Raw genomic sequence first — 17360 nt, 5'->3', positions numbered from 1 at the left:
GAGACGACATGGCCAAGGCAGCCAGGCCCGCGACGGCCAAGGCCGAACCGATCGTGCTGACGATCGATGTCGGCGGCTCGCATGTTAAGATCCTCACCAGCGCCGGCGGCGAGCCCCGCCGCGCCGATTCCGGACCGGACCTGACGCCGCAGCAGATGGTCGCCACGGTGAAGACGCTTGCCGAGGGGCTGGCCTATGATGTGATCTCGATGGGCTATCCCGGCCCTGTCAGAAACAACAAGCCGTCGCTCGATCCCGCCAATCTCGGCAAGGGCTGGGACGGCTATGACTTCGCAGCCGCCTTCGGCAAGCCGGTCAAGGTCGTCAACGATGCGCTGCTGCAGGCGATCGGCAGCTACGATCGCGGACGCATGCTGTTCCTCGGCCTCGGTACCGGCCTCGGCGCGGCGATGATCCTCGACAATGTCGGCCAGCCGATGGAGCTGGCGCATTTGCCTTACCGCAAGGGCCGCAGTTTCGAGGACTATATCGGCGAGCGCGGCCTGGAGAAATACGGCAAGAAGAAATGGCGCAAATACGTCTTCGACGTCGTCGATCGGCTGCGTGCGGCCCTGCAGCCGGATTACATCGTCATCGGCGGCGGCAATGTCGACAGGCTGGATGAATTGCCCGCCAAGTCCAGGCGCGGCGACAATACGCGCGCTTTCGAAGGTGGCTTTCGACTATGGCGCGACAGGGCGCTCATCGTCTGATAGTATTAAGATTCAGTATAGTTGTTCAAAATGACGTGTAGCGCGACACGAAGTCATTGCGTTACGCAGATTTGGCGATTAGAGCGATTGCACCGGATGGAATCATCTGGCGCAACCGTACAAATGCAGCAAGACAAATGACTAGAGCGGATTTCTGGCTCCGCCGGGACAGCTCTGGAAGTTTCCGCCACCCCCCTAGCGACGGAGAGATAAATTGGCCGACGACAGCAACGACTCTGACAAGGACATCGACCTGCTCGAACTAACCGCCCATATCGTGTCCGCTTACGTCGAGAAGAACCGCTTGCCCGTTGCCGGCCTGAGCGATCTCATCGCCAGCGTTGCGGCGTCGATCGGCGGGCTCAGCCAGCCGCCGGCTCCAGTGGCGCCGCCGCAGGTCCCAGCCGTCAATCCCAAGCGGTCGGTGACGGCGGACTACATCATCTGCCTCGAAGACGGCAAGAAGTTCAAATCGCTGAAGCGCCATCTCGGCGTCCATTTCAACCTGACGCCGGAAGCCTACCGCGCCAAATGGGGCCTGCCGGCCGACTATCCGATGGTTGCCCCCAACTATGCGGCGTCGCGCTCCGAGCTTGCCAAGTCGATCGGCCTCGGCCGCAAGGCCGCCGCGGCCGCACCGGCGAAAGCCAAGGGCCGGAAGGCCAAGGTCCCGGCCTGATCATCAGCGGCTCGGCGCTGAGCCAACAGTTTGGACGACTGGAACAGAAGCCTGCCGGCGAATGAGCTAGAGCATGATGCCGAAAAGTGCGAAGCGGTTTTCGGACGACATCATGCTCTCTCTTTGATTTAGAGACGGATTCAGATTTCAGGTCGAACAGACCTGAAATCATCCGGCTCTTGGCAGGCTTCGTGCTTTTATGGCTTGTACCTCTGAAATGTCAGGACTTTGGGGGAGCGGCCATGAACTACGCCAGAATGGTGATCGAGAAAGAGGCGCCGGAGGAATACGGTTACGACCGCATCCGCTTCAACCTCTCCGAAAGCTCGATCGCCGACCAGAAACTTTCCGACATCGGCCTGTCGCTGCCCGACCTGACGCTGTTCTACGGCGAGCATCGCGGCGACAAGGAGCTGCGGGCGCTGATCGCGGCGCAGGATTCCGGCATATCGCCTGACGACGTGCTGGTGACGGCCGGGGCGGCGGGCGCCCTGTTCATCATCTCGACCTCGCTTTTGTCCGAGCGCGACCATCTCGTCGTCGTCAGGCCGAACTATGCCACCAACATCGAAACCCCGAAGGCGATCGGCTGCGCCATCTCCTATGTCGATCTCGATTTCGACAAAGGTTTTGCCGTCGATGTCGACCGCGTCGCCGCACAGCTGCAGCCGAACACCAAGCTGATCAGCGTCACCTGCCCGCACAATCCGACCGGCACGATGATGGACCGGGCCGATCTCGATGCGCTGATTGCGCTCGCCGAAAGCCGCAACAGCCATCTGCTGGTCGACGAGACCTATCGCGACCTCTCCTACGGACAGCGCCTGCCGGCGGCGGCTTCTCTCAGCCCCAAGGCGATCAGCGTCTCGTCGCTGTCGAAAGCCTTTGGCATTCCCGGCATCCGCATTGGTTGGCTGATCACCAGGGATACGGAACTGCAGGAACGGTTCCTCGCCGCCAAGGAGCAGATCGGCATTTGCGGCAGCGTCATCGACGAAGGCATTGCGCGCGGCATGCTGGAGCGCCGCGACGCTTTCCTGGCCGCACTGTTGCCCGACATGGCCAAGCGCCGCGACATCGTCCAGGCCTGGATCGACCGCGAGCCGCTGGTCGACTGGGTGCGGCCGCAAGGTGGCGTCGTCGGCTTTCCCAGGCTGAATGTCGACGCGAGCTTCGACCTCGACCGTTTCTACGTCAATTTGCTGGAAAGCCACGGCACCTATGTCGGCCCCGGCCATTGGTTCGACATGCCGAAGCGGTTTTTCCGAGTCGGTTTCGGCTGGCCTAAAGAGGCGGAATTGCAGGGCGGTCTCGAAGCCATCTCGGCAGCGCTGAGGCAACAACTTCCGCGTGCAATTGGATAGTCGGGTTGAAAACCGCTTGATCCAGGCCCGATTTTACCGCATACGCGCCCCGAACTTTGATCAAGTCTCATTGGCCGGAACAGCGCCCATTCGGGAAGTGCCCCGCCGGCTAATGCCAAGTAAACGGGGCCATATCCATGACATCCCATTCCCATACGCCGCCAGAGCAGCGCTACGCCGCTTTCCGCCACCGCTCCTTCCTGAGCTACTGGGCAGCGCGTTTCCTCACCACCTTCGCCACCATGATCGTGTCCGTCGCCGTTGGCTGGCAGATCTATGATCTGACGCGCGACCCCTTCGATCTCGGCATTGTCGGCATCGTCCAGTTTCTGCCGTCGCTGCTCTTGGTGCTGGTCACCGGTGTCGTCGCCGATCGCTTCGGCCGCCGCCTGATCATGGCGCTGGCGACGGTGACCGAGGCGGGCTGTGCGCTCGTTCTCCTGTATTTCACGCTGCGCGGTCTCGTCAGCCCGCTGCCGATCTTCATCGTACTGGCGCTGTTTGGCATGGCGCGCGCCTTTTACGGACCGGCCTCGTCGTCGCTGTTCGCCAATTTGGTGCCGCCGGAGGATTTCGGCAATGCGATTGCCTGGAACTCATCCGCCTGGCAGACGGCAACCATCGTCGGCCCGGTCGCCGGAGGCCTGCTCTATGGCGTCTCGGCCGAAGCCGCGTACGCCACTGCCTCCGTGCTGATGCTGGCGGCCGGTCTGCTGATCTTCACCATTCCCAAACCCGCCCAGCAGAGCGCCACCGACAAGCCGACGATGGAAACGCTGTTTGCCGGCTTCCGCTACATCTGGAGCGAGAAGATCGTGCTCGGCGCCATCTCGCTCGATCTCTTCGCCGTGCTTTTGTCCGGCGCCTCGGCGCTGCTGCCGGTCTATGCCCGCGACATTCTGGAGCTCGGCCCCTGGGGCCTAGGCCTCTTACGCTCGGCACCTGGCATCGGCGCCATCTGTGTCGCGGTCTGGCTCGCCGGGCACCCTCTGCGCGACAATGCCGGCAAGATCATGCTCGGCTTTGTCGCAGGGTTCGGCGCCTTCACCGTGCTGTTCGGCGTTTCCACCATCACCTGGCTGTCGATCCTGGCCCTTGCCGGCCTCGGCGCCACCGACATGTTCAGCGTCTATATCAGGGAGACGCTGATCCAGCTGTGGACCCCGGATGAGGTACGCGGCCGCGTCAACGCCGTCAACCAGGTCTTCGTCGGCGCCTCCAACGAAGTCGGCGAATTCCGCGCCGGCACCATGGCGGCGCTGATCGGCACCGTGCCGGCGGTGGTGATCGGCGGCATCGGGGCGATTGCCGTCGCCGGCCTATGGGCGGTGCTGTTTCCACAGCTACGCCGGGTGCGGCATCTCAACAGCCGCAACTGATTGAGTAAGCCGCTGGATCCGGCGCTCGGTCCAAATCAGTTTTGCGCCGACAACGGCCGAGATGGGCCGGTAGCGGACGGTCCGGTTCTGGGACGAACTAGCCAGGTGGCGGGGCAGCCACAGGGTGGACATTTCAGCCCACATGGAAAATGATCATGTTGCCATGCACAACACTGCAGTGCTCTGATCTCGACGAGAAGCCTTAAGCGTAGAAGCGGATCAACCGACCTCCGGGTCCAGCGAGCGAGGACGCAAATGGACACCCCAGGGAATGGGCAATTGCATCGCGACGCGGGCGGTCGACCCCGTCGATCGGCCGGCTGGCTTGCCGTGTCGGCGGCATTCCTGCTCGGCATGGCTTTCAGCAGCACCGCATTTGCGCAGGACCAGCAGCTGCCCGTGGTGACGGCGGCCAAGCCGGTGGTGCGCGAAATCGTTGAAGACGACGAGTTCGTCGGGCGCTTCGAAGCCGTCGACCAGGTCGCCATCCGTTCGCGCGTCAGCGGCTATCTGGACAAGGTCAGCTTCCAGGACGGTGCACTGGTCAACAAGGGCGACCTGCTCTTCACCATCGACCAGCGTCCGTACCAGGCGGCTTATGATGCCGCCAAGTCGCAAGTGGACGTCGCCAAGTCACTGCTCGAATTCTCCAAGATGCAGCTGGATCGCGCCGACGAACTTGCCAAGACCGGCAATATCTCAACCGCGACGGTCGACGACCGCCGGCGGGAATACCTTTCGGCGCAGGCGCAGATGCAGGGCGCGACGGCTGCGCTGACGACGGCCAGCCTGAACATGGAATTCACCGAGATCAAGGCACCCTTGTCCGGCCGCATCGACCGCCGGCTGGTGTCGGTCGGCAACCTCGTGCAGCCGGATTCCACCTTGCTGACGACCATCGTTACGCGCGATCCGATCGACTTCTATTTCGACGTCGATGAGCGCCTGTATTTCAGCTACGCCCGCGACGCGAAGGAGCGCGGCGGCAGCATGCAGGAAGGTGCCGGCGGGCTCGAGGTGGCGGTTCACGTCGCCGACCGCGCGGAGGCGGTATTCAAAGGCAAGCTCGATTTTGCCGAGAACCGGATCGACAACGCGACCGGCACCATGCGGGTGCGTGCAACGTTTCCCAACGCCGACGGCGTTCTCCAGCCAGGCATGTTCGGGCGCATCAACGTGCCGGGGTCGCTGCCGCATAGCGGCGTGCTGGTGCCCGACGAGGCGATCGGCGCCGATCAGGATCGCCGCATCGTGTTGCTGGTGGATGAGGCCGGGATGGTGTCGGCGAAGCCCGTGCGCACCGGCCCCCTCCTCGACGGCTACCGGGTGATCCGCCAGGGCCTGACCGGCGACGAGACGATCATCGTCAACGGGCTGATGCACGCCAGGCCCGGCACCAAGGTGAAGGTCGAGATGGTGACGTTGCCGCCCAAGGTCGAGACCGCCGGGTTGCAGCAATGAGGTTCGCACATTTCTTCGTCGACCGTCCGATCTTCGCATCGGTCGTTTCGATCGTCCTGCTGATCCTCGGCGGGATTGCCTATACCCAGCTGCCGGTCGCCCAATATCCCGAGATCGCGCCGCCGACCATCGTCGTTCGCGCGCAATATCCGGGCGCCGACGCCGAGACGGTCGCAGCGACGGTGGCAACGCCGATCGAGCAGGAGATCAACGGCGTCGAGGGCATGCTCTACATGTCGTCCTATTCGTCGGGCGACGGGGCGATGGCGCTGACCATCACCTTCAAGCTGGGCACCGATCTCGACCAGGCGCAGGTGCTGGTGCAGAACCGCGTGTCGGTCGCCGAGCCGCGCCTGCCCGAAGAAGTCCGCCGCCTCGGCATCACCACCACCAAGAGCTCGCCCGACCTGATGATGGTCGTGCACATGCTGTCGCCCGACAATACCTACGACCAGCTCTACGTCTCGAACTACGCCCGCTCGCGGGTGCGCGACATACTGCTCAGGTTGGACGGCGTCGGCGACCTCATCATCTTCGGCGAACGCGAATATTCGCTGCGCATCTGGCTCGATCCGGAAAAACTGTCCGCCCTGGGGATGACCTCGGGCGATGTGGTGCAGGCGCTGCGCGACCAGAACGTCCAGGTGTCGGGCGGCTCGATCGGCGCGCCGCCGACCAACATGGGCACGGCGTTCCAGTACACGGTCACCACGCAAGGCCGCTTCAACGACGCGCGCGACTTTCGATACGTGATCGTCAAATCGACCGAGGACGGCCGCCTGATCCAGCTTCAGGACGTGGCGCGCATCGAGCTCGGCGCCAAGGATTACGTCACCAACTCCTATCTCAACGGCAAACCGGCGGTGGCGCTCGCCATCTTCCAGCGGCCGGGCACCAATGCGCTCGCCGCAGCCGCCGAGATCCAGGACAAGATGAAGGAGCTGTCCCAGGATTTCCCGAAGGGGTTGAGCTACGACATCGTCTACAATCCGACCGAGTTCGTCGCCGAGTCGATCCAGGAGGTCTACAAGACGATCCTCGAGGCGATGGTGCTGGTCATCATCGTCATCATCGTCTTCCTGCAATCGTGGCGCATGGCGATCGTGCCGATCGTGGCGATCCCCGTGTCGCTGATCGGCACGCTGGCGGTGCTTTACGCCGCCGGCTTCTCGCTCAACATGCTGACGCTGTTCGGCCTCGTTCTGGCGATCGGCATCGTCGTCGACGATGCGATCGTCGTGGTCGAAAACGTCGAGCGCAATATCGCCAGAGGGCTGGCGCCCAATCCGGCGTCGCACCTGACCATGGACGAAGTCGGAACGGCCGTCATCGCGATCTCGCTGGTGCTGATAGCCGTGTTCGTACCGACGGCCTTCATCCCCGGCATTTCCGGGCAGTTCTACCTGCAGTTTGCGATCACCATCGCGGTGTCGACGGCGATCTCGGCATTCAATTCGCTGACGCTTTCGCCGGCGCTGGCCGCACTGCTGTTCAAGCCGCACCACGCCGCGGCGGCGCCGCCGCGCTTTTTCCTGGCGCGGTTCGGACGGGCGCTCGCCGACGGCTTCAATCGCGGCTTCGACAGGCTCGCCCACTGGTATTCGAGCATCATCCGCGTGCTGGTCGGCTCGCGGATAACGATCGCCGCCATGCTGGCCGTTTTCGTGGCTCTCATCTGCGCCACGGTCTACATGGTGCAGACGGTGCCGCGCGGTTTCATTCCGTCGCTCGACCAGGGCTATGCGATCGTCGTCATCCAGTTGCCGGACGGCGCCTCGCTGTCGAGGACCGATGCGGTCATCCAGCAGGCGTCGCAGATCATCCAGAAAACGCCAGGCGTCGACTACGCAGTCGCCTTCGCCGGCTTCTCCGGCGCGACCTTCACCAACGCCAGCAACGCGGGCGTGATCTTCGCCAGGTTCAAGCCGTTTGACGAGCGGCTGAAAGCCGGCCAGTCGGCGACCCAGGTCATCGGCAATCTGTTCGGCAGCCTGCAAAGCATCAAGGAAGCCTTCATTATCGCACTGCCGCCGCCGCCGATCCGCGGCGTCGGCAATGCCGGCGGCTTCAAGCTGCAGATCCAGGAGCGCAACAGCGCCGACATGCGGCAGATCCTGGCGCTTGCCTACGAAATCGCCGGCAAGGCCAACAAGACGCCGGGGCTGACGGGCGTGTTCACCACGTTCTCCGCGTCGAGCCCGCAATTCTTCCTGGCGATCGATCGCGACAAGGCGCGCATCCTGAACGTGCCGATCCCCAACATCTTCGAGACGCTGTCGATCAATTTGGGCACCGCCTACGTCAACGACTTCAACGCTTTCGGGCGCGTCTACCAGGTGCGCGCGCAGGCCGACCAGGCGTTCCGCCTCGATCGCGCCGACATCTTGAAACTGAAGGTGCGCTCGGCGACCGGCGCGCTGGTTCCGCTCGGCACGTTGATCGAGATCCGCGACGTCACCGGCCCGGCGCTGGTCCAGCGCTACAACATGTACGTCTCGGTGCCGCTGCAGGGCAACGCCGCGCCCGGCGTTTCCACGGGCGACGCGCTGGCATTGATGGAAGGGATCACGGCAAAGACACTGCCGGCCGGTACCTCCTATGAATGGACCGAGCTCGCCTATCAGGAACGCAACACCGGCAATGCCGCTGTCTATATCTTCGGACTGTCGGTGCTGTTCGTGTTCCTGGCGCTGGCGGCGCAATATGAAAGCTGGGTGCTGCCGTTCGCCATTGTGCTGGTGGTGCCGCTCGGCGTGCTCGCGGCGTTGCTCGGCGTGTCTTTGCGAGGGCTGGACAACAACATCCTCGTGCAGATCGGCCTCATCGTGCTGATCGGGCTTGCCGCCAAGAACGCGATCCTGATCGTCGAATTCGCGCGGCAGGCGCAAGAACGCGGCCTGTCGGTCGCCGAGGCTGCCGTCGAAGCCTGCCGGCTCAGGCTGCGGCCGATCCTGATGACCGCCTTCGCGTTCATCCTCGGCGTCGTGCCGCTGATGATCGCAACCGGCCCGGGCGCGGAAATGCGCCAGTCGCTCGGCACCGCGGTGTTCTCCGGCATGCTCGGCGTCACCTTCGTCGGCCTGTTCCTGACGCCGGTGTTCTACGTCACGCTCAGGTCGCTGGTTTCACGGCGCAAGCCCCGTGCAGAGGCCGAGCCTTCGGCGCCGGCAGAGGCGCCACCGGAGACGGCCGCCGAGTAGGGTCACGAATTCGCGGCGTCGGGGTAATGGGATCTTATTCTATCCCGCAGCCGGCTTGCCGAAGATCAGGCCCAGGAATTCGCTCAGCCAGCGCTTGAGGTGCATGTCCCAGATCAGCCGGCCGCCGAGATGATCGCGGCCGGGCTGCGCGCCGGGTAGTTCGAAACGGTGCGCGCCGCGCACCACCCAGCGCTGCATCATCAACCTTGTCAGCTCACCATGGAACTGGATGCCCCAGGCATTGTCGCCATAGCGAAAGGCCTGGTTGGGGTAGGTTTCGGCGGTCGCCAGCAGGGTCGCATCCCCGGGCAGGGAAAAGCCTTCACGGTGGAACTGGTAGACCATGTCGGGCCAGTGCATCAGCTTTTTGCCGGCTTCGGTCGGCTTCAGCGGATACCAGCCGATCTCGACCAGCCCCTCGCCATGCCCCTCGACCTTGCCACCGAGATGGTTGGCCAGCATTTGCGCGCCAAGGCAGATGCCAAGGAAGGGCCTGTTCTCGCGCAGCGGTACGTTCAGCCAGTTGGTCTCGCGGCGGACGAATTCGTCCTCGTCATTTGCGCTCATCGGCCCGCCGAACACCACGGCGCCGGCATGCCCCTCGAGCGTTTCCGGCAGGCTGTCGCCCAGCGGCGGTCGGCGGATGTCGAGATCAAAACCCTCTTCGAGCAGCATGTGGCCGACGCGACCGGGGCTCGAATTTTCCTGATGCAGCACGATCAGGATCTTTGGCTTCGAACTCGGTCTGGGCGGCATGGGAAGGCGGGATCCTATTCGTCGCTCGACGTTCCGCTGGCGCCGGGCGCTTCAGCCGCCGCTTTGCGGCGCGCCTCGACACGATCGCGGCGTTCGACGCCAATCAGTTCGGCGACGCGCCAGACGGTGTTGTCCTCCAGCTCATGCAATTCGCCGTCGGCATAGACGATTTCCCACATCAGGCCGATGAAAGCCTTGCGCGCATCGGCGTCGAGGTGACGCTTCAGCACGCTGGTGAAGGCATAGAGATCGATCGCCTCATTGTCGGCGCGCTCGCCGGCGGCAGCCAGCGCATCGAGCTCGTCGCCGCTGATCGAATAGCTCTCAGCCAGCACCTGCTTGAACCGCTCCCACTCGACATCCTGGCGCACGCCATCGGCGTTCATCACATGATAGAGCAAAGCCGACGCGGCGACGCGCGGATCGTCCGCATTGGCGCGAGCCCCGGCCCCGGAGGGCAGGTCTTTCAGAAAGGCCAGAACGCGTTCGAACATGGTGCTCACATCAGGTCAGGGATTAGAACAGGCGGAACCGGCGCGGTGATTTCTCTGCTTCGTCTTCAGGGTCGACGCCGGGATCATCCGGCAGTCGTGTCAGTTCTTCGGCAGGCTCGACGGGCTCGGCATCCGTCGGCACCGCGGCGAATGCAGCGGCGGTGATCGGCGTGACATGGTCGTCGCCCATAGCAGGCTTCGGCTCGGTCGGCGCCTCGCTGATCGTCTTGGCTAGGGCCGGATGGTCGATCACCTCGGCTTCCTTTGCCGGCTTGGCGGGTGCCTCAAGCACCGGCACTTTGGCCGCCGGCGTTTCCTCATGGCTGTCGATGAGCTGGCCGAGCCGTTCCATCGGCGCGCGCCAGGCGAAGGCGTCGAGCTTGCCGCTGACCGGCGACACCGGAGCCCAGCGTTCGGAGACGACGCCGTCGGCGACCCAGGCCGGATCGCGCGGCGCCCTGACGGCCTTGGACAGCAATTGCCTGATCTTGCCCTGGTCGCCGGTCTCGGCCTCCTCGATGTCTGCCAGAAGCAGGTAAGCGCCTTCCCGGCGATCCATGCGGATCGCCGCTTCCGCCTCGCGGCGGGCGGTGGAAAAATCCTGCGCGTCGAGCGCGGCGCGCGCCACCGTCATCGACGATTCGGCGTTGTTGCGCTTCAGCTCCTGCAGCTTCTTCGCCCGGTTGAGGCGGTCAACCACCGCATCGCCCGGCCTTGCATGGGTGTAGAGCTCCGATATTTCCGGATGCGGCTCGGCCTTCCACGCCGCTTCGAGAATCTTCGAGCCCTTGCGAACATCATTCTGCTTGAACAGCAGGTTCGCGGCCGCAACCGCGGCAGGTGCAAAATCGGGCGCCAGCTTGTTGGCCTCGAGCGCGGCTGTCTTGGCCGCGTTGGGATCGCTGTCGGTCAGCGCCTGCGCCTTGGCGGTCAAAAGCACGGCGCGGCGGCGGTTGGCGGCATCGCGCTCGATTTGCCGCGTCGACTTCTGCGCCTCGACCAGCTTCAGCGCGCCGTCCCAGTCGCCGCGCCCGGTCAGGTCCTCCAGCGTCGATTCCGCGGCCCAGGCCAGTTGCGGCGCCACGGCAGCGGCGCGGCCGGCATAGTGGCGCGCCGCGTTGCGGTCGCCGAGCCGTTCGGCTTCGAGATAGAGCCCGCGCAGGCCGAGCAGCCGCATTTCGGGATCGTCGAGCATGGCCTCGAACTTTTCGCGCGCGCCCTCATGGTCGCCTTCGAGCAGCGAGGCCTGCGCCTCGAGCAGATGGATCAGCGGTTCCTGGTCCGAGCGGATCAGCTTGGCCGCTTCCTTGGTCTTCTTGCGCGCCAGTGCGCCGTCGCCGGCGCCGGCGGCGATCATGCCGGTCGACAGCGCCTGGTAGCCGCGGTCGCGGCGGCGCACGCGAAAATAGCGCGAGATCGTGTAGGGGCTGTTCCACAGCGACTTGATCAACCACCAGACGATCATCACCGCGGCGACGACGGCAACGATGGCCACCGCCGCCACCATCAGGCTGACCTGATACAGGTAGCCGTTGAAGGTGACGACCATCTCGCCGGGCCGGTCGGCCAGCCAGGCAAAGCCGAGGCCGAGCGCGAAGACGGCGGCGAGGAAGATGAGAATGCGGATCATCGTGTCGTCCTCATGCCTTCATCGCGCCCGCAATCAGCGCGTCGACCTGCGTCTCGACCTCGATGCGTGCCTTCAGTTTGCCGGCAAAGTCGACGCCCGCCGCCTTGACCGCATCCGGAAGCGTCGCATATTCGCTGAGCGCCTTGGCGTAATCGCCCTGATTGACCGCCACCTCCATGCGCGCCACGGTTTCGGGCGCGCCGGCGCCTTCGACGGCGCCGATCGGCCGCACCTTGACCAGCGATTCGGCGCTCGACAAAAGGTTCTGGAAGAAGCCGGCATTTTCGTCGACCGGCGTCGCGGCAGCGACCATCGCATTGGCGGCAGCATCGGCCTCGCCGGCGATTTCGGTGCGGGTCGGTACGCCCTTTTCGGCATAGGGACGCAGCGCTGCAATCTGCGGCGCATCGGGCGAGATCGCCGCGAACGTCTCCAACTCGGCGGCGAACGGCGCGCCGCGGTCGAGCGCCGCCTTCAGGGCCGAAGCGGCGATGGCCATTGCGATCTTCGGCTGCGAGGCCTGCGCATCGACCTTGCCGGAGAGCTGCGTCACCGACTGTTCAAGTGCAGCGATCTTGCCTTCCTGCGCCTTGGCCGCCTCGTCGGCCGATTTCACCAGCGCATCGAGACTCGAAAGCTTTTCGTTGAGCGGCGCGAGATCGACCGGCGCCGTGCTGCCAGCCTGGCCGAGGGCGGCGACGGCCGTCTCTATCTGCTTGACCTTGTCGCCAAGCGCGGCAAGCCCGGCATTGTCGCCGGCGCCGCCTTTTTCGACCGCCGATTTCAGCGATGCGACATCGGCTTTCACCTGATCCAGCGCCGACGACAGCCCGTCGACCTTGGCCGCCGCATTGCCATTGCCGCCGGCTTCCCTGAGGTCGGCGATTTCGCTCTTCAGCGAGGCGATCTCGCCATTGACGCCGTCGAGCGAGACCGCGCCACCGCCCGACCCCGGAGTGCCGAGTACGCCGGCAAACTGTAGCCCGCCGGCGGCGGCCAGCGCAATGACACCGCCAATGATGCCGGCAGCAATACCGCTCGTGCGCTTCGGCTGCGCTGCCATGGGCTGGTTCCCGGCTGTCTTTGGCGTTTCCTTAGGTGCACTCGGCTTGGGCGAGGCATCCTCGAAACTGTAATCGGAGGTCCTGGCGCGCGGTGGCGCGTCCGAGGCGGCGGGATAAGGCTGCTCGGCTTGGGCGGACGCTTTGGCATCGCTCTCCGGCGCGGCAGCGTCGGAATGCTCCCACGGCTCGAGATCGGCCTGGTCGGCATGAACGGGCTCGTCAGGCGTCTCCGCCTGCGCATCGGCCATGGTAGCCGCTTCCTCGGCCGTAACCGAATCGGCCGGGGCCTCGACTTCATCCGCATTGGCGGCATCCGCGTCGACAATGCGCGAGACGGCGCCGGGCTCGAGTTCGATGGTCACCGGCTCGCGGCGATTTTTCGAATGTCGCATCTTCGGCGTCTTGACCATGCCTGGGCTCCGCAATCCTGCTTCGTCTGGGCGCCCGATGGCGCGTGATGGTTTGAAAAGTGGTCTAGCACATCATCATCAGGTGAAAAGGGGCGGCGTGATGACACGGGGCTCAGTCGCCGTCACGCAACAGCTCAAGCAGCGCCTCCTCCCGCGGTTCCCGCGCAACCTGAATTTTTTTGCCGGCGCCACCGCCAAGCGACGATGCGATGCGCTCGGACAGGGCAAAAATTCGCGTGGTTTCAAAGAGATCGCGCAGTTCCGCACGGTTGGCCAAGGCGTGCAACGCCGCCGCCGCCTTGGCTGAATAGAGCAGCACCGCATTGACCGCCTGATCGGACAGGCGCGTACGGATTTCATCGTCGGAATAGTCGAGCGAAATCGTATCATAGGTCTCGATGGGGCGGACCTCGACCCCGGCCTCCCGCAGCCGCGTCTCGAAGGCCGGAAACCGCACAAGCCCGCAGAGATAGACGATCGCCTTGCCGGAAAGGCCGGCGCCAATCGCTTCCGCAAGCTTATCGGCGTCGCCCGGCCCCTCACTGACCGACAAAAACCCTGCCGCACGCGCCGCTTCAGCCGTCCTGTGGCCGACGGCGTGGCAAGGCAAGGCAGCAAGCGCGGCGATGAGCTCTTTCGGCGCATGGCGAACGGCATTGGCGCTGGTGATTGCAACAGCCGCGACGTTGTCGCCTTCGGCGTTTGCAGCGACTGGCAGCGCCACCGTTTCGGTCAATGGCAAAAGAATCGGCTCAAATCCCAGCTCCTGCAGCCGTCGCATGGTACGCGATGCCCCGGGTTGTGGCCGCGTCACCAGGACACGCATGTCAGACCCAGCCGTCGAAGAAGGTTTCGCCGGCCTTGACCCGTACCATCCTGGCAGCGTCCGTGCCGATGTCAGCGGCATCCAGCGCCAGGCCTTCGGCCTTGACCTCATGCGATTGCGTGCCATCGGGCGAAATGATCAGCCCGGCGAAAACCAATTTTCCGCCCGCTACGGTCGCATAGCCGGCGATCGGCGTGCGGCAAGAGCCGTCGAGCGCCGCCAGGAAGGCGCGCTCGCAGGCCAGCGCCTGGCCCGTTGGCACGTCGTGGATGGCCACCAGCATCTTTTCGACCTTGCTGTCGCCAATGCGGGTCTCGATGCCGATCGCGCCTTGCCCCGGCGCCGGCGGAAAGGCATCGAGCGGCATCAGATCGGTAATGACGTGGCCGAGCCCGAGCCGTTTCAGCCCGGCATGGGCGAGGATAGTGCCTTCGGCGACGCCTTCTTCCAGTTTACGCAGCCTGGTCTGCACATTGCCGCGGAACATCACGACATCGAGGTCCGGCCGCATGCGCCGGATCAGCGCCTGGCGCCGCAGCGATGACGAGCCGACCTTGGCGCCCTGCGGCAGGTCGATGATCCTTTTCGCCGCCTTGCCGATAAAGGCATCGCGCGCATCCTCACGCGGCAGGAAGGCGGAAAGCTCAAGCCCATCCGGCAGCACCGTCGGCATGTCCTTGGAGGAATGGACGGCGATGTCGATCGTGCCGGCCAGCAGCGCCTCTTCAATCTCCTTGGTGAACAGCCCCTTGCCGCCGGCTTCCGACAGCGGCCGGTCCTGGATGCGGTCGCCGCTGGTCGAGATGACGACGACCTCGAACGCTTCCGCCGGCATGCCGTGCGCTTCCATCAGCCGCGCTTGCGTTTCATGCGCCTGCGCCAAGGCCAGCGGGCTGCCGCGTGTTCCGATTTTCAAAGTTTGCATGGCGCGCGGTCCGTGATAACCCCCGGCTAGCTTTGCGTTTCCGGCACTCTCCCTAACGAGGCCCGCCTCTACTAACTAGGAAAGTCCGGCGACACAATCTCTGGAGACAGCGACGAATTGATCCGCGTTCTGGGCATTGAGACGAGTTGTGACGAGACCGCCGCCAGCGTGGTGACGCTGGATGGCGCTTCCGCGCCGGTGATTTCGTCCAACATCGTGCTCAGCCAGATCGAGGAGCATGCCGCCTTTGGCGGCGTCGTGCCGGAGATTGCCGCGCGCGCCCATGTCGAGGCGCTGGACGGCATTGTCGAGGCAGCCCTTGCCGATTCGGGCACAACGCTTGCCGACATTGACGCCATTGCCGCCACCGCCGGCCCCGGCCTGGTCGGCGGGCTGATCGTCGGCCTGATGACGGCCAAGGCGATTGCCGCGGCGGCCGGCAAGCCGCTGATCGCCATCAACCATCTCGAAGGCCACGCGCTGACCGCAAGGCTGACCGACGGGCTCGACTTTCCGTATCTGCTGCTACTGGTCTCCGGTGGTCACACCCAGATCGTCGCCGTGCGCGGCGTCGGCGACTACCAGCGCTGGGCGACCACCATCGACGATGCGCTCGGCGAAGCTTTCGACAAGACGGCGAAAATGCTTGGCCTGCCCTATCCCGGCGGTCCGAATGTCGAGAAAGCTGCGGCCACGGGCGATGCGACGCGCTTTGCCTTTCCACGGCCGATGAAAGGCTCGGCGCAGCCTGATTTCTCCTTCTCCGGCCTCAAGACCGCCGTACGCCAGGCCGCAACAGCCATCCAGCCGCTGAGCGAGCAGGACGTCGCCGACATCTGCGCCTCGTTCCAGGCGGCGGTGGCCGATGCGCTGGGCGACCGCGTTTCACGCGCGCTTGCCCGCTTCCGCCAGGAGTTTCCGGATAAGGCCACGCCCTCCCTGGTCGTTGCCGGCGGCGTCGCCGCCAACAGCACGATCAAGGCGACGCTGCAGAAGCAGTGCGCCGAGGCCGGCTTCGCCTTTGTCGCGCCGCCGCTGAAACTATGCACCGACAATGCAGCGATGATCGCCTGGGCAGGCATCGAGCGATGGCGGGCGGGCATGGCCGAGGAAAACGGCTTCGATTTCGTGCCGCGCTCGCGCTGGCCGCTGGACGGCATTTCGGCGCCAATGGTCGGCTCCGGCCGGCGCGGAGCGAAAGCATGAGCGCCAGCAAGACAACAGATAAGACCGGCTGGCGCGTCGCCGTGCTCGGCGGCGGCGCCTGGGGCACCGCGCTGGCGCTAGCCATACTGCGCGCCGGTCACGATGTCAGGCTCTACGCCCGCGATGAAGAAACGGTTTCCGCGATCCGCCGCGGCGAGAACCCGCGTTATCTCCCCGGCATCGCCATCGAGCCCGGCATCGTGGCGACCAGCGATATCGCCACAGCCCTTGACGACGCCGATTGCGTGCTGGCGGTAGCGCCGGCGCAAGCGCTGCGCGCCATGCTGACGACGGCAAAGCCCCATATGCCGCAAGGCGTCCCGCTGGTTCTCTGCGCCAAGGGTATCGAACGCGACACCGGCGCGCTGCTGTCGGCAATCGTCGCGGACATCCTGCCGGGCGCTCCGGTCGCGGCCCTGTCCGGTCCGAGCTTTGCCACCGATGTCGCCAGGGGTCTGCCGACCGCTGTCGTGGTCGCCGCCCGCGACGATGCCTTGGCGGCCGAGCTTGCCGGCCGCTTTTCGGCGCAAAACCTGCGCTGCTATTCCAGCGACGATTTGATCGGCGTCGAAATCGGCGGCGCCTTGAAGAATGTCTTTGCCATCGCCGCCGGTGCGGTCACCGGCGCCGGGCTCGGCGCCAGCGCACAGGCCGCCATGGTGACGCGCGGCTTCGTCGAACTGCGCCGCATCGGTGCGTCCTTCGGCGCCAGGCCGGAAACGCTGATGGGGCTTTCCGGCCTCGGCGATTTGCTGCTCACTTGCTCGTCCGCCCAATCGCGCAATTTCGCCTACGGCTTGGCCTTGGGACAAGGCAAACCCCTGGCCGGCCTGCCGCTGGCCGAAGGCGTGCCGACAGCGGCAATCGCCGCCCGCATCACCACCGAGCGCGACATCGACGCCCCGATCATCGCGGCAGTGTCGGCGATACTGGATGGCACGATCACCATTCGGCAGGCTGTGACGGCATTGATGACCCGGCCACTGAAGACCGAAACCGATATCTAGAGCAATTCCAGGAAAAGTGTGCGCGGTTTTCCGTCCGGAATTGCGTAAAAACAAAGGGCTAGAGCGGTTCGCCGTTTCCGTGAAACGGGGAAACGCTCTAGTTGTTTAGTCCCGGCATTTGCTGGAGCGGATCAAGCTTGAAGCGTTCTGGCTGTGCAGCCCATGCCTTGCAAATGAACTCGTAGGGCGTGAGGCCTTTGAGGGTCTTGAGCCTGCGGGCGAAGTTGTAGGCAGCGACGAAGTCGG

Annotated in this window: 14 protein-coding genes and 1 pseudogene; 8 read left to right on the top strand and 7 right to left on the bottom strand. The window is 64.8% G+C overall.

The features are described 5' to 3' along the window. Positions 1-8 precede the first annotated feature (8 nt). From AC1DYO_RS30400 to AC1DYO_RS30375, 6 genes are all read left to right on the top strand, one after another. A complete protein-coding gene (locus AC1DYO_RS30400) occupies positions 9-713 on the top strand; it encodes an ROK family protein (protein ID WP_477268130.1) in 705 nt (234 codons plus the stop codon). 214 nt (positions 714-927) lie between these two features. After that, a complete protein-coding gene (locus AC1DYO_RS30395; protein ID WP_477268128.1) occupies positions 928-1392 on the top strand; it encodes a Ros/MucR family transcriptional regulator in 465 nt (154 codons plus the stop codon). Between the two features lie 242 nt (positions 1393-1634). Next, positions 1635-2756, top strand: coding sequence for an aminotransferase class I/II-fold pyridoxal phosphate-dependent enzyme (locus tag AC1DYO_RS30390; RefSeq protein WP_477268126.1), 1122 nt, complete (start codon positions 1635-1637; stop codon positions 2754-2756). Positions 2757-2893: 137 nt separating this feature from the next. After that, positions 2894-4135, top strand: a complete 1242-nt coding sequence (locus AC1DYO_RS30385) for an MFS transporter (protein WP_477268124.1) — start codon at positions 2894-2896, stop codon at positions 4133-4135. A gap of 354 nt (positions 4136-4489) precedes the next feature. Further along, on the top strand, positions 4490-5596 hold the full coding sequence (locus tag AC1DYO_RS30380; RefSeq protein ID WP_477268226.1) for an efflux RND transporter periplasmic adaptor subunit: 1107 nt from the start codon (positions 4490-4492) through the stop codon (positions 5594-5596). Then, positions 5593-8796, top strand: a complete 3204-nt coding sequence (locus tag AC1DYO_RS30375) for an efflux RND transporter permease subunit (protein WP_477268122.1) — start codon at positions 5593-5595, stop codon at positions 8794-8796. The genes AC1DYO_RS30380 and AC1DYO_RS30375 overlap by 4 nt, the downstream gene beginning before the upstream one ends. A gap of 39 nt (positions 8797-8835) precedes the next feature. On the opposite strand, the gene AC1DYO_RS30370 is transcribed toward AC1DYO_RS30375, so the two are convergent. The 6 genes from AC1DYO_RS30370 to hemC all read right to left on the bottom strand — a co-directional run bounded on the left by AC1DYO_RS30370 (position 8836) and on the right by hemC (position 14901). Beyond that, complete coding sequence (locus tag AC1DYO_RS30370; RefSeq protein ID WP_477268120.1) at positions 8836-9552, bottom strand: glutamine amidotransferase; 717 nt, start codon at positions 9550-9552, stop codon at positions 8836-8838. A 14-nt stretch (positions 9553-9566) separates the two neighbouring features. Next, positions 9567-10046, bottom strand: a complete 480-nt coding sequence (locus AC1DYO_RS30365; RefSeq protein WP_477268118.1) for a tellurite resistance TerB family protein — start codon at positions 10044-10046, stop codon at positions 9567-9569. A 22-nt stretch (positions 10047-10068) separates the two neighbouring features. Next, positions 10069-11676, bottom strand: coding sequence for a heme biosynthesis HemY N-terminal domain-containing protein (locus AC1DYO_RS30360; RefSeq protein WP_477268117.1), 1608 nt, complete (start codon positions 11674-11676; stop codon positions 10069-10071). Positions 11677-11686: 10 nt separating this feature from the next. Further along, positions 11687-13150, bottom strand: coding sequence for a COG4223 family protein (locus AC1DYO_RS30355; protein ID WP_477268115.1), 1464 nt, complete (start codon positions 13148-13150; stop codon positions 11687-11689). Positions 13151-13262: 112 nt separating this feature from the next. Beyond that, positions 13263-13976 carry a uroporphyrinogen-III synthase gene (locus tag AC1DYO_RS30350; protein ID WP_477268113.1) on the bottom strand — a complete coding sequence of 238 codons (714 nt, stop codon included), beginning with the start codon at positions 13974-13976 and terminating at the stop codon, positions 13263-13265. Between the two features lies 1 nt (position 13977). Continuing rightward, entirely contained in the window at positions 13978-14901 is a 924-nt protein-coding gene (hemC, locus tag AC1DYO_RS30345) for a hydroxymethylbilane synthase (protein ID WP_477268111.1), read from the bottom strand. Positions 14902-15021: 120 nt separating this feature from the next. Here hemC and tsaD point away from each other — a divergent pair, with 120 nt between their 5' ends. Then, complete coding sequence (gene tsaD, locus AC1DYO_RS30340; protein ID WP_477268224.1) at positions 15022-16107, top strand: tRNA (adenosine(37)-N6)-threonylcarbamoyltransferase complex transferase subunit TsaD; 1086 nt, start codon at positions 15022-15024, stop codon at positions 16105-16107. Continuing rightward, positions 16104-17114 carry an NAD(P)H-dependent glycerol-3-phosphate dehydrogenase gene (locus AC1DYO_RS30335; protein WP_477268109.1) on the top strand — a complete coding sequence of 337 codons (1011 nt, stop codon included), beginning with the start codon at positions 16104-16106 and terminating at the stop codon, positions 17112-17114. Before tsaD ends, AC1DYO_RS30335 begins: the two co-directional genes overlap by 4 nt. A gap of 97 nt (positions 17115-17211) precedes the next feature. Here the strand turns inward: AC1DYO_RS30335 and AC1DYO_RS30330 are convergent. Continuing rightward, a pseudogene (locus tag AC1DYO_RS30330) lies at positions 17212-17360 on the bottom strand (IS481 family transposase); the annotation flags it as partial.

Source organism: Mesorhizobium sp. P2_F5, assembly GCF_056403715.1.
The sequence above is the reverse complement of the archived record's forward strand: the minus strand, read 5'-3'. Positions and strand labels throughout refer to the sequence as shown.

What these genes read in the sequence shown, in the direction of transcription:
- AC1DYO_RS30375 (WP_477268122.1), top strand. Translation starts at nt 5,593, where the DNA reads ATGAGGTTCGCACATTTCTTCGTCGACCGTCCGATCTTCGCATCGGTC.
- AC1DYO_RS30400 (WP_477268130.1), top strand. Translation starts at nt 9, where the DNA reads ATGGCCAAGGCAGCCAGGCCCGCGACGGCCAAGGCCGAACCGATCGTG.
- AC1DYO_RS30380 (WP_477268226.1), top strand. Translation starts at nt 4,490, where the DNA reads ATGGCTTTCAGCAGCACCGCATTTGCGCAGGACCAGCAGCTGCCCGTG.
- AC1DYO_RS30360 (WP_477268117.1), bottom strand. Translation starts at nt 11,676, where the DNA reads ATGATCCGCATTCTCATCTTCCTCGCCGCCGTCTTCGCGCTCGGCCTC.
- AC1DYO_RS30335 (WP_477268109.1), top strand. Translation starts at nt 16,104, where the DNA reads ATGAGCGCCAGCAAGACAACAGATAAGACCGGCTGGCGCGTCGCCGTG.
- AC1DYO_RS30355 (WP_477268115.1), bottom strand. Translation starts at nt 13,150, where the DNA reads ATGGTCAAGACGCCGAAGATGCGACATTCGAAAAATCGCCGCGAGCCG.
- AC1DYO_RS30365 (WP_477268118.1), bottom strand. Translation starts at nt 10,046, where the DNA reads ATGTTCGAACGCGTTCTGGCCTTTCTGAAAGACCTGCCCTCCGGGGCC.
- AC1DYO_RS30385 (WP_477268124.1), top strand. Translation starts at nt 2,894, where the DNA reads ATGACATCCCATTCCCATACGCCGCCAGAGCAGCGCTACGCCGCTTTC.
- AC1DYO_RS30370 (WP_477268120.1), bottom strand. Translation starts at nt 9,552, where the DNA reads ATGCCGCCCAGACCGAGTTCGAAGCCAAAGATCCTGATCGTGCTGCAT.
- AC1DYO_RS30390 (WP_477268126.1), top strand. Translation starts at nt 1,635, where the DNA reads ATGAACTACGCCAGAATGGTGATCGAGAAAGAGGCGCCGGAGGAATAC.
- hemC (WP_477268111.1), bottom strand. Translation starts at nt 14,901, where the DNA reads ATGCAAACTTTGAAAATCGGAACACGCGGCAGCCCGCTGGCCTTGGCG.
- AC1DYO_RS30350 (WP_477268113.1), bottom strand. Translation starts at nt 13,976, where the DNA reads ATGCGTGTCCTGGTGACGCGGCCACAACCCGGGGCATCGCGTACCATG.